Source organism: Brunnivagina elsteri CCALA 953, from assembly GCF_002289455.1.
Taxonomy (GTDB): domain Bacteria; phylum Cyanobacteriota; class Cyanobacteriia; order Cyanobacteriales; family Nostocaceae; genus Brunnivagina; species Brunnivagina elsteri.
Window position 1 is genome coordinate 1 of record NZ_NTFS01000205.1, and the last position, 12,004, is coordinate 12,004.

A 12,004-nucleotide genomic window follows, 5' to 3' on the forward strand; every position below is an offset into this window, starting at 1 on the left:
GTCTAAAAATCTAGAATCCAAAATTTACAATCTATAAAAATGATTTCTAAAGAAGCTTTATTTGCCTTTTCTTTATTTCCTTATCTCGGTTTTTTGTGGTTTATTACTCGTTCCGGACAAATGCCTAAGTTGGCTTTGTATGGCTTTTATGGAACATTGGTTTTTGTCGCTGTGACGATTCCTGCGGGCATTTATGCTTTAGTTCATTATGGGGACACTTTAGCAAATGTTGATTGGTTACACGGTAGTGCTGAAGTTTTTTTGACGCTGACTAATATTTTAATTGTGCTGGGTTTTCGTCAAGCTGTGATGGATAAGAAAAAATCAATTTCGGAATCACAAAAAGGATAGTGCAATACAAGGGGAGAGGCTTAAAATGTACATTCGCGATAATTCTGATTATATATTGTTTGAAACTTAGGTAAAGAGACATCTTTGTTGCAAGCTTTTAAATACTGCTTTTTATTCACTTTTTCGCCATTCACATAATATTGAGGAAATCCACGACAAAGGGAATTTTTATGATTCCATCTTCGATAAATTCCGTGTTCTATTCCATTTTGAAAATGCTGTTCTTGGTAAATAGTCTTGTTGTCTTCATTCCACCATCGTTCGTAACCATGACGATTTCCATCTTTTAAATGTCTTTCTTCTGATATAATACCTTTTGCTGAATACCACAAATCAACTCCCGTACCGTGATGCATTTCGTAGCTACCAATTAAATTACCTTCGTAATCATATTGTTTGTTAATTCCATGTTCTTTACCATCAATATAAAAACTTTCTTCGCACAAATTTTCATTATCGTGCCAAGTACGAAATAAACCATGCATTTTTTCGTTTTTTATCCCGTATTCCATACATATTTGATTGCCATCCCAAACACGATAAGCAATTTTTTCACCATTGACAAAATAATATGCTGATTTTTTGATGTTATTTTCTGAGTATTCGTTTATTTCCTCGATCGCATTTGTTGGAATCATTTAAATTTGTGTTTATTATTTTTATTTCAGAAACTGGATTTGTTTGGTTTTAGTAGCTACTTGGAAAAAACTATACTACTTTTATAATACATGAAATACATTAGCATTTGCGATAAGCAGAGCTTAATACAATCAGCATGTCGCATTCAAACCTATATCATCCTTTGAATAAAAAATCCCATAGTATATTGGGAAGCTGCAATTAAATTTTGGGAAAAGGGAATACTGAGAATAGGTAATTAAAATTAAAATTTTACACTCAGTATCAAATCTATGAAATTACATCGATTTTTCCCATTTTTAATAGGCTTTTCTTTGATTGTCGCCCAACCTGCCTCTGCAAATATTATCGATAATATGTTGCAAAATGGACAGTTGGCACTCGATGCACGCAAATTGTCGGAAGCTGAACGGATGTTGCAAAGGGTTATTGAACTCGATCCGACGAATATAACTGCACATAAAAACCTCTGCCAAGCACTGGAATTACAGGGGAAGATTGAGGAAGCTGTTGCTGCTTGTCGAGGAGCGATCGCAGTTAATACAAGGGATGGTGATGCTTATTATCGCTTGGGTATGGTTTTGGCAAATGCTCAAAATTATAATGGGGCAATGATTAATATCCGTCGTGCAATCGGGTTGGATTCGCAAAATGGTAAGTATTATGCGAGTTTGGGTGAGATTTTGCAGCGACAGGGTAAGTTGGAAGAAGCGATCGCATATTACAAGGAAGCGCTGGAATTATCTCCTGGTTTAGATGTTGCTAGGGCAAAATTGCAGGAAGCTGAAAGTTTGCTGCAATTATAAGAAATCTGTGCAAGTCGATAGAGATGTTTCAGAAAATGTCTCTATCAAACATGCGATCGCTAAAATAGAAGGTGTGTAGATTTATGTTGGGTTACGCAAAGCCTAGGCTGTTGACTTTGTAGTTTTTTGGGTCGTATAAATTCATACTAAAATCATGTCGAGAAGGTCGAACTGGTTCCCATGCTCTGCGTGGGAACTCATATAGGAAGGCTCCCGCCTCCTGAATCGAGGCAGGGTTCCTCGCAAATAGTATTCCCAGCCAGGGACTGGGAACAAGAGAGGACACCAAAGTTGTATGAGTCAAAAGCGTGAAAATTCCATCAAAGTCAACAGCCTACGCAAAGCCTCCACCCAACCTACAAAGAATTGTATTTTAATAATAAATCCTCGTTCCTTAGCTTTTTCAAACTAGCAGAAGATAATAATTATTAAATTATTTAATGTACAAATTATTAATAAACGCTGTGGAAAAATTACCTTCAGAAGTAGAAGAAATTCACCCCAATCATCTTGCTGATACTCACTTCGGGATTGTCGCGATCGCAGCTTCTGCGGGAGGGTTAAAGGCAGTGAGTGAGGTTATTTCTACTTTGCCTGCAAATTTTCCTGTGCCTATTGCGATCGTACAGCACCTTGACCCCAAACATCGCTCGATGATGGCGGATATTTTGAGTAGACGCACTAAGTTGCAAGTGAAACAAGCACAAGACAAAGAGTTGATGAATCCCGGAACGATTTATATTGCTCCACCTAATTATCATTTACTGGTGACTAGTCAGGGTCATGTAAAATTGACTCAATCGGAGGAAATACATTTTGTCCGTCCTTCTGCGGATGTGCTGTTTGAGTCGGTTGCAGATAGTTATAAGTCAGGTGCGATCGCAGTTATTCTAACAGGGACAGGTGTAGATGGAGCAATGGGAGTTAGGAAAATTAAGGAAAAGGGTGGAACTGTGATTGTGGAGGATAGTAACACCTGTGAGTTTGATGGAATGCCTAATGCTGCTATCCGAACGGGGGTAGTAGATCAAATTTTACCATTATCGGAAATTGCTACAGCTTTAATTACCTTGGTAATGGGAGATAATGCTGGTGAGTAATGAAGATGAGAAGGTATTTGAAACACTGCTGGATTATTTAAAACGGACACGAGGTTTTGATTTTGCAGGTTATAAACGCTCGACTTTGGAGCGACGCATTCGCAAACAAATGCAGTCGCGGGAAGTTGAATCTTTTGGTGATTATTTGGATTATTTGGAAGTTCATCCAGAAGAGTTTGTTGAGCTTTTAAATACAATTTTAATCAACGTTACTGCCTTTTTTCGTGATGCTTCCGCTTGGGATTATCTCCGCAACCAGATTTTACCGCAAATTATCAGCGACAAAGCGGCAGATGAACCAATTCGGGTATGGAGTGCTGGTTGTGCTTCGGGGGAAGAAGCCTATACCATAGCTATGATTTTGGCAGAAGCTTTGGGAGCTAGTCAATTTCGCCAACGGGTGAAAATATATGCAACAGATATGGATGAAGATGCTTTAGCCCAAGCTCGTTGTGCTAGTTATACCCACCAACAAGTAAAATCTGTTCCTCAAGAACTGCAAGAAAAGTATTTTGAACCGATGGGAAATCGCCTAGTATTTCGGGCAGATTTGCGTCGAGTGGTAATTTTTGGTCGTCATGATTTGATGCAGGATGCTCCCATTTCCCGTTTGGATTTGTTGGTGTGTCGCAATACTTTAATGTATTTTAATGCTGATGCTCAAACGAGAATTTTGGCAAGGTTACATTTTGCCCTCAATCCCACAGGTGCTTTATTTCTGGGCAAAGCAGAGATGTTACTTACCCATAGTAATCTGTTTACTCCTTTGAGTTTACAACACCGCATCTTTGCCAAAGTCGCCAAAGTAAATATGCGCGATCGCTTACTGGTTTTGGCGCAAACTGGTGATGAGGAAGCTAGCAATCGTCTCGCTGTCCATGTGCGGTTACGGGAAGCTGCCCTCAATGCCATGCCCATCGCCCAATTAGTGGTAGATTGTGCTGGGAACTTAGCTGTCGCGAATTTGCCTGCAAGGTTAATGTTTGGTATCACTCTGCAAAATATTGGCAATCCTCTCCGAGATTTAGAAATTTCCTATCGTCCAGTCGAATTGCGATCGCGTATTGAGCAAGTATATAATGATCGTCATCCAATTATGATTTCTGATGTGGTTCGCAATCTCCCCGATGGCAACATCCAATATCTGGATGTGCAACTAACTCCCCTACAGGAAAATGACGACGATTTGCTAGGGATTGCCATTACTTTTGAAAATGTTACCAGTTTCCACAACCTGCAAACAGAACTACAACGGGCAAATCAAGAACTCGAAACTGCCAACGAGGAACTTCAATCCAGTAACGAAGAACTAGAAACTACTAACGAAGAATTACAATCCACTAACGAAGAATTGGAAACCACCAACGAAGAATTACAATCCACTAACGAGGAATTGGAGACGATGAACGAAGAACTCCATTCCACTAACGAAGAATTACAAACTATTAATGACGAATTACGACAGCGTACCCAGGAACTCAACCAACTCAACGCTTTCCTCCAATCCGTTCTCGCAAGCATTCAAGCTGGGGTAGTTGTCATCGATCCCCAATTTAGCATCCTCAGTTGGAATCAAGAAACTGAGAACCTTTGGGGATTGCGAACCGAAGAAGTCAAAGGACAATCGTTTTTTAATTTGGATATTGGCTTACCTGTGGGGAAACTACGGGAAGCCATCCGAGCTTGTATTGCTGGAGATAATCATATAGAGTTGGAGGTAGATGCAACGAATCGTCGGGGTCGAAGTTTTCGCTGTCGAGTCACCTGTAACCCCCTAATCGGCACAACAGGAGAACGGCAGGGTGTAATCCTCGTTATGGAGGAGGCAGAATCATGACTAGTAGTCTGGTGGACGTAAGGCTTCAGAATGCTCAAAAAAGAGTGAGCATTTTGTCGCAGCATACGAATCAATTGTTATTGGAACCGGAATTACTCGCATCTGCCCTAGAGGAATTGGCAGTAGTATTAGAAGAACTCACCGTTCAACATGAGGAATTACTGCAAACTCGACAGGAATTAGAATTAGAACGACAAAATTATTGGGAATTATTTGAATTTGCTCCTGATGCTTACATAGTAACTGATACCCAAGGGGTGATTCAACAAGCGAATCGTTTTACAGCCGGATTCTTGGGAGTGCGAAAAGATTTTTTGGTGGGCAAACCCTTGGTTCTCTTTGTCAGTCAAGCAGAGCGTAGAGCCTTCCACAATAAACTTAGCCAACCAGAGGAATTACTTCAGCATCGACATTGGCAAATCGAAATTCAACCCCGTCTTGGAGAAGTATTTCCAGCTGCTGTAGCTGTTACTCCTGTTTATGATAGTCAAAAACAAATGATTGGTTGGCGTTGGTTATTACGCGACATTGATGACATACCACAATCAATGAATTTTGTCAATTATGTCGATTCACCGCAAGAACTCCAAGAATTGCGATCGCGCTATATTAAAACAATTTCCCACGAATTCCGCACACCAATGACTGTTGTCCAAACCTCAGTCGATTTACTGGAAGGTTACGATCGGGCAATTAGTCAAGATACACGAGTCAGATGTTTCCAAATCATTAGAACCGCGATTCAATCAATGCTGCGGTTGCTGGAACAGATATCACTATACAAAACTGAATTAAGCGAACTTAAAGCAAATTCTACCAAAATTAATTTACAGCTACTCTGTGAAAGTGCGATCGCGCTTCATCAACCCAAAGGTGATAATTTACATACACTGAAATTAAATTGCAACTTAACTGAACCTTGGGTTTGTTTGGATGCAACAACGCTGCATATCATTTTAGATAACCTGTTTAGTAATGCTATCAAATATTCTCCCAATGGCGGTATAGTCCAACTCAGTCTACATCAGCAAGATAACCAAATTATCCTTGAAGTTGAAGATTCAGGTATGGGTATTCCTCCAGAAGACTTATCTAGAGTCTATGAACCATTCCATCGAGCTAAAAATGTTGTGAATTTCCTTCCCGGTATTGGTTTCGGTTTAGCAATAGTCAAAAAAATAGTCGATTTATTAAAAGGTGCGATCGTGATTAATAGTGAACTAGGTATTGGTACTACTGTAACTATTACCCTGCCAATATCAGATGATTGAGATTTATAGGGAAAATGCCGAAAACCCTTGAGTAAGAGAACTCCACAGAAAGAAATGCCCAATGTCATTCTGAGGAACGAAGAATCTCGCGTAGATGCTTCGTTCCTCAGCATGACAACACAGGATCATTCATTTTGTGGCTTACTCTAACAGCAACATAGTTGGGTTTCGCAAAGCCTTCATCCAACCTAAATAACTACAAAACTTTTAACCGTTTTTAGTGTAAAATTCGATACCCATTTTTTAGATTTACATAGCGAATAAAAACAGGAAGGCAAAGATTTCTGCCCATTCCAAAGCTGAAAACTGAGTAAAAGCTTAAATTATTAGAAAGAAATAGCCATAAACCAAGTTTTTTGGAGGACATTCTTAAAAGAGTTACAAATTGTTAATCAAATTTTATTTGATTGTAAAATTATGTATCTCTTCCTTTACTTACATCCACAGTTGGGAATAATCCCAGTTTCACACACCAGGTTTAAAGCTCATGCAGTTAGCAGACGCAAACGAGTTAATGAAGTTATATGCGAGTGGAGAGAGAAATTTTCCTCAAGCTTCTTTAGCAGGTGCGAATTTGATTGAAGCGCAACTAACCGCAGCGAGTTTAGCTCAAGCTTGCTTGGTAAGTTCTAATTTATCGGCTTCCAACCTACGCTCTGTTAATTTGAGCGAGGCTGATTTAACAAAGGCAATTTTGTGGCGATCGCATTTAAGTAAAGCTTACCTGGTGAAAGTGAATCTAAGTCGGGCTAATTTAATTAGGGCAAATTTGAGAAATGCGGATTTACATCAAGCGAACCTAACTAGAGCAGATTTACGACTTGCAGACTTAAGTGATGCCGATTTGAGCGGAGCAAAGTTAATGGGTGCAGACCTGCGTTATGCTGATTTGAGTAATGCAAATCTAACAGGTGCGGATTTGTCGGGTGCTGATTTGACTGGTGCGAATCTGAGTCAAGCGGATTTGTGGAACGCCAAATTAGATAAAGCCATTTTGTCGAGAACCAATTTGGATGACGCAGATTATTGTGAAGTAGAACTACAATTCGCTAGTTTAGTTTCAGTTTAGCGATCGCATATCCATCGGGTGAAAATTTAACAAATGATTTAACAAATGATTAAAGACGTTCCAGTGGAACGTCTCTACCGTTGTTTAAATTGATTAAACAACCATTAAACAGCCATTTGTGTCATCCCCCGCATTTGACGCAGGGAATTTAGACAAGAAGGACAATCGCAACCGAATAATGCGATCGCAGTATCGCTTTCCTCGTCAGTAAAGTTCAATTCTGCGACTTTATCGGGAGCCACTTCTACTGTTGAATCCTGGTTTGCAGCAGCTACTGTACTCGAATTTTTACGACGTTCGCAGACAAATTTATGCTGTGCTGAATGGGGCGATCGCATACAAGTCAAGGAACCTTGTTGAATGACTTCGCTAGCTCGTACTGGTTGAGTTGTCATCACCATCGACACGATCGAAGCGAACAATGCAGGGCTAGAAAAAAATATGAGGGCAAATTTTCGATTCATTTACTTTAAGGGGGTAATTGATTGGAGAAGGTTGAATTTCAATATTTTCACATCAGTTGGCTGTTGCTCAGTAGATTTTAAACAAATCCGTGAATTATGTCATGGATGTTACGTACATAATACGTATTTTTTGACATTAATTACTGGCTTGTAGCCCTTGAAGAGTAAGAACTAGGCTGATTTTTTACCTGATTTAATTTTGAGTATCAACCAATCAACAAATGTGAAAATTTAGTATTGAGTATACCAAGTCTAGGGCAAAGACTCGATTTATATCTGCCAAGTTCCCAACATACAGCAGAATTCAGAATTCAGAAGCAAAAACACTTTATATATGGCTTTTTGACCACTCGACTGTACAGAATCGCTACAATCTTTATTCAGCAAGCTCTATTAGGATGGGATTTGTTGCTTAACCCAAGTACGAAATTCGCGGGTTGTGGTATTTTCTCCATTCTTTTTAGCTTGTTGAATAAACCGAGGAATCTCTTTTACTAGGATTGGATTAAAAGTTGGACTGATTTGAACTTCGGTATATTCTTTGCCTGAAAGTGTGTAAATTCGTAGCACATTACCGTTAAACCGCCAAAATTCGGGAATCCCCATCGCTGCATACAGATTTACTTTATTAATTGCCGATCGCGAATACTCAACCTCAAGTACTATATCCGGTGGTGGGTCTTTTTCTAAGTCTATACTTTCCTTATCCCGTACCAAAGACTCATTTTGAATGTAATAACTACTATCGGGTTCTCCCCCCCGTTCTAAGTCATCTCTGGTTAGTGTCAGCGAACCAGTGCGTTTAATTTCTAACCCCAATTCTTCACACATTACTCCAACAAAAACCTCAATTAAACGGTTGGAGTTTTCATGCGGCATTAGTGGAGTCATGATTTCTACAATCCCTAATTCGTAGGCTATTCGATTGTTACGTTCTGAACCCATTTCCGACAGCATTGCTTTGAAGGTTTGCCAGGTAATATTTTGAAGTTGGGTTCTAGTCTCCGCAAGTGGCTGTGTTGCTACCATAGCAATATTTTTTTCCCTTTTTGAATTGTAGTATTACATGGGATTGCTAACTATTCCGTCTTCGCAAAACTTCCAATAATTTAACAAACTGTTCTGGTAATGGTGCGATCGCTTCTACCCACTCTTCAGTTAGGGGATGCTGTAATTTTAATTTCCATGCGTGGAGTACTTGACCTGATAGATTTACACCGATGGAACGTGCTGCACTATACAATGGGTCGCCAACTATGGGATGACCAATTTGGGAGCTATGAATGCGGATTTGATGGGTACGTCCGGTTTCTAGCTGAAATAGTATGAGGGTATAGTTACCGAGACGTTCATGTATCTGCCAGTGAGTTATGGCTTCCCGTCCACCTTTCTCGATGGGGACAACTGCCATTTTTTTGCGATCGCTTGGATTCCTGCCAATAGGCAAATTAATTGTACCGCTTTCGGTTTTGGGAACTCCGTAAACAATACCAAAATATTCACGACGTGCGGTTTTGGCTTTGAGTTGAGCTTGTAGATGTTGATGCGCTTGTTCGGTTTTGGCGACGACAATCGCTCCCGTGGTATCTTTATCGAGTCGATGGACGATTCCCGGACGCTGTACACCACCGATTCCTGGTAAACTGGGACAATGTGCCAGCAATGCGTTAACTAACGTGCCGTTGGGATGTCCTGGTGCGGGATGGACGACTAACCCCGCAGGCTTATTAAGTATAATTAGTTGCTCGTCTTCGTAGAGGACACTTAGGGGGATATTTTCCGCTTCGAGTTGGAGGGGTTCTGCTTCGGGGATGGTGATTGTGATCTGGTCGCCTTCTTTGATGGCGATTTTTTTGGAAGCGCAAGGTTTATGATTAAGTTGGATGCAGCCTTTTTCGATGAGAGTTTGAATGCGCGATCGCGATAATTCTGGTAATTCATCGGCAAGGTAGCGGTCTATCCGTTCTCCGCTATCTTCCACATATAAGTTATATAAGTTAATTTCGTTCACTATAGTTTTGATTGGATTCTCCGTTGTTTAGGCAAATTACGGAATTGATTTTTGTGTGAGCTTGATATTACTTGATATTAACAGCCAGCTACAACAATCAAGCATATGCCAGTATCGCAACATTATCGCACAATGTTGATCGTACAGTGAGAACAAGCTTTCCTACAGACGACTCTAATCTCTAAATTCCTCTCAAAACAGTTAGAGATATTGACGAGTTTAAATTTATAATCAATTCTCTCAAAAAATCCGGAAGAGAATATTTATACAAGAATTAAGATTTGATCGCAATTTTTGCCACAAAATGCTTGAGGTTGATAAGAAAAACCATAATCAAGTAAATGAGTGTGGTTATGCAAATGTCCTCTTTACAACTGCTCAGTAACCAGACAATTAGACATCACAAGAGATATATCCAGCCCTGTATGACTTTCTTCTCTGAGAGAGTTTTCCCCCACAGCTAACTGATGTCTATCTGTCTAATTTATGAATATGTATAATATATGCATAAATATTATTCCCTACAGAAGAAAAAACTTTTTTCAAAACTTCTAAACCAGCCGTAATAACTTGTAAATAGCCTATAAGTAATAGAATTGCAGAGGAGTAGTTCTTAGTCTTAATAAACACAAGTTATATTTTTTACTACTTAATTACGGTAAATTCTAATTAAGAAGACAAGAAGTTTCTTGACATCTTCATAATTATAGTTACTTATTTTTATTTTTTTTTGATAATTTGTAGTAATGTGAATATAAGTACCCTATTTACAATTTACCAAATGACTGAAAATAACTGATATAAAAGAGTTTTTTCAGATATTGATTCTACTTGTTGAGATTTACCCTCAAAAACTCAAGATGGGAATTAGAATCCACTGGGGTGAAGCTTTGTTACAAAATCAACCTTATTTCTGGGAAATATGAAGAGGACACCTGATTTTAAGATAGTCAATTATCAAAGCGATCGCATTGCTATATTAATTCGATTAGCAGTGGAGTCTCTCTTGCTAGGGATTATGGTTTTAACAGATTTTTGTGTATTTCAAATCAAAATTATCGAAGGCTTTGACGATAAATATACTCTTTGCTAGGTTATCTAGGTTATGTGGGTTCAACATTTAACTAGCCATAATTTTTGACTTCTTCTAGTTTTTATAGCCAAAGAATAATGAAACCGAAACAAAGCTAATTACAAACGAAATTCTAGTCAATTAATATTCGTTTGAATATAACTTTAAATCAATATTAAAAACTATGAAATCAAGTCAAAAGCTATCTTAATTGGATTAACTAAAAAACTTTTTTCTTACTATCTTTCTATGCAAACAATCCCCATTGGTAGATATAGATTTTTTCAACGGATACAGCCACTATTTATTTTAAATCAGGTCACAAGTACCCCAAAGACGGGTTGCTTGCAAGTTTATAGTGCTTCAATTTCTTGGCTTATTTACTTTGAAAAAGGGAAGTTAGTATATGCCAGTTATTCAGATAGGGCATTTGATTTACTATATAAGAAATTGAAGTTATTCAGTAAACATATTCCTACTCTCAATCAGGAAACATACCAAAAGTTAAGGGCAATATTTGAGACTGCTATCGATAATCAAGCAATTCCAAGTCCAGATTATTTAGCAATTTGTTGGCTAGTAAATCAAAAATATCTTAGTTTCAATCAAGCGAAAATCCTTGTGGAAGAAATTTCATTAGAAGTTTTAGACACATTTCTACATCTAAAAGAAGGAAGTTATGAATTTACTGGTGGAAGCTTTATCGATAAAATGCCAAAATTTTGTTACTTGGATGTAAATTCATTAGTTGAAAAATGCCAGGAAAAAACCACAAATGACTACCAAAATTACTCGACTCAAGAAAAATCACAACAATCAGCAGAATCCAGAAATTACGCAACAAATGATGTAAAAAGTGAGTCTGAATCAGCTAAAAAAGATGTTGATGGTAATAATAATCGAGATGAATCAAGGCAAGCAAATGACAAACAAATTTATAAAGTAATGTGTATCGATGATAGCCCCACTGTTATCAATGCAATTAAATATTTTTTAGATGATTCGTTCTTTGAGGTGGTTGGTATTAATGACCCTTTGAAAGCTTTAATGCTGACTATACGTGTCAAACCCGATTTAATTTTATTAGATATTGGAATGCCGAATTTAAATGGATATGAGTTATGTTCTCTATTACGAAGACACTCATATTTTAGGAATACACCAGTAATTATGGTGACAGCGAGGACGAGTTTTATTGATAGAGCAAAAGCAAAAATGGTTCGTTCTTCGGGATATTTAACTAAACCATTTACACAAGCAGACTTACTCAAAATAATTTTTCATCATTTAGAGGTTTAGGATAAAAACCTAGATTAAAAATATAACTAATTAATCTCAATAATTGACTTAAAATTTATCTACTTTTATTTAGTCAATTTAATAT

12 protein-coding genes are annotated in these 12,004 nt (G+C 38.1%); 8 read left to right on the forward strand and 4 right to left on the reverse strand.

Annotated elements, in window-relative coordinates:
* Positions 1–39: 39 nt before the first annotated feature.
* On the forward strand, positions 40–351 hold the full coding sequence (locus tag CK510_RS17630; protein WP_095722948.1) for a DUF3593 domain-containing protein: 312 nt from the start codon (positions 40–42) through the stop codon (positions 349–351).
* Positions 352–371: 20 nt separating this feature from the next.
* On the opposite strand, the gene CK510_RS17635 is transcribed toward CK510_RS17630, so the two are convergent.
* Positions 372–989: a toxin-antitoxin system YwqK family antitoxin gene (locus CK510_RS17635; RefSeq protein ID WP_095722949.1), complete on the reverse strand. Its 618-nt coding sequence runs from the start codon at positions 987–989 to the stop codon at positions 372–374.
* A 273-nt stretch (positions 990–1,262) separates the two neighbouring features.
* Between CK510_RS17635 and CK510_RS17640 the strand changes: the two genes are divergently transcribed.
* The 5 genes from CK510_RS17640 to CK510_RS17660 all read left to right on the forward strand — a co-directional run bounded on the left by CK510_RS17640 (position 1,263) and on the right by CK510_RS17660 (position 7,073).
* Entirely contained in the window at positions 1,263–1,796 is a 534-nt protein-coding gene (locus tag CK510_RS17640; protein ID WP_095722950.1) for a tetratricopeptide repeat protein, read from the forward strand.
* 464 nt (positions 1,797–2,260) lie between these two features.
* Positions 2,261–2,896 (forward strand): chemotaxis protein CheB, encoded by a 636-nt coding sequence (locus CK510_RS17645; protein ID WP_245912195.1) that lies wholly within the window; start codon positions 2,261–2,263, stop codon positions 2,894–2,896.
* Positions 2,883–4,733 (forward strand): CheR family methyltransferase, encoded by a 1,851-nt coding sequence (locus CK510_RS17650; protein WP_095722952.1) that lies wholly within the window; start codon positions 2,883–2,885, stop codon positions 4,731–4,733. Before CK510_RS17645 ends, CK510_RS17650 begins: the two co-directional genes overlap by 14 nt.
* Complete coding sequence (locus CK510_RS17655) at positions 4,730–6,004, forward strand: PAS domain-containing sensor histidine kinase (protein ID WP_095722953.1); 1,275 nt, start codon at positions 4,730–4,732, stop codon at positions 6,002–6,004. The genes CK510_RS17650 and CK510_RS17655 overlap by 4 nt, the downstream gene beginning before the upstream one ends.
* Before the next feature lie 487 nt (positions 6,005–6,491).
* The gene (locus CK510_RS17660) at positions 6,492–7,073 is read left to right on the forward strand and encodes a pentapeptide repeat-containing protein (protein ID WP_095722954.1); all 582 of its coding nucleotides are present in this window, start codon (positions 6,492–6,494) and stop codon (positions 7,071–7,073) included.
* 104 nt (positions 7,074–7,177) lie between these two features.
* Here the strand turns inward: CK510_RS17660 and CK510_RS17665 are convergent, their stop codons facing one another.
* From CK510_RS17665 to CK510_RS17675, 3 genes are all read right to left on the reverse strand, one after another.
* Entirely contained in the window at positions 7,178–7,537 is a 360-nt protein-coding gene (locus CK510_RS17665; RefSeq protein WP_211293221.1) for a hypothetical protein, read from the reverse strand.
* Between the two features lie 393 nt (positions 7,538–7,930).
* Positions 7,931–8,566: a Uma2 family endonuclease gene (locus CK510_RS17670; RefSeq protein WP_095722955.1), complete on the reverse strand. Its 636-nt coding sequence runs from the start codon at positions 8,564–8,566 to the stop codon at positions 7,931–7,933.
* Between the two features lie 46 nt (positions 8,567–8,612).
* A complete protein-coding gene (locus tag CK510_RS17675) occupies positions 8,613–9,539 on the reverse strand; it encodes an RluA family pseudouridine synthase (protein WP_095722958.1) in 927 nt (308 codons plus the stop codon).
* A 931-nt stretch (positions 9,540–10,470) separates the two neighbouring features.
* On the opposite strand from CK510_RS17675, the gene CK510_RS31860 reads away from it, so the two are divergent.
* Entirely contained in the window at positions 10,471–10,641 is a 171-nt protein-coding gene (locus CK510_RS31860) for a hypothetical protein (RefSeq protein WP_158224926.1), read from the forward strand.
* A gap of 228 nt (positions 10,642–10,869) precedes the next feature.
* A complete protein-coding gene (locus tag CK510_RS17680) occupies positions 10,870–11,919 on the forward strand; it encodes a response regulator (RefSeq protein WP_095722956.1) in 1,050 nt (349 codons plus the stop codon).
* The last annotated feature ends 85 nt before the right edge of the window (positions 11,920–12,004 follow it).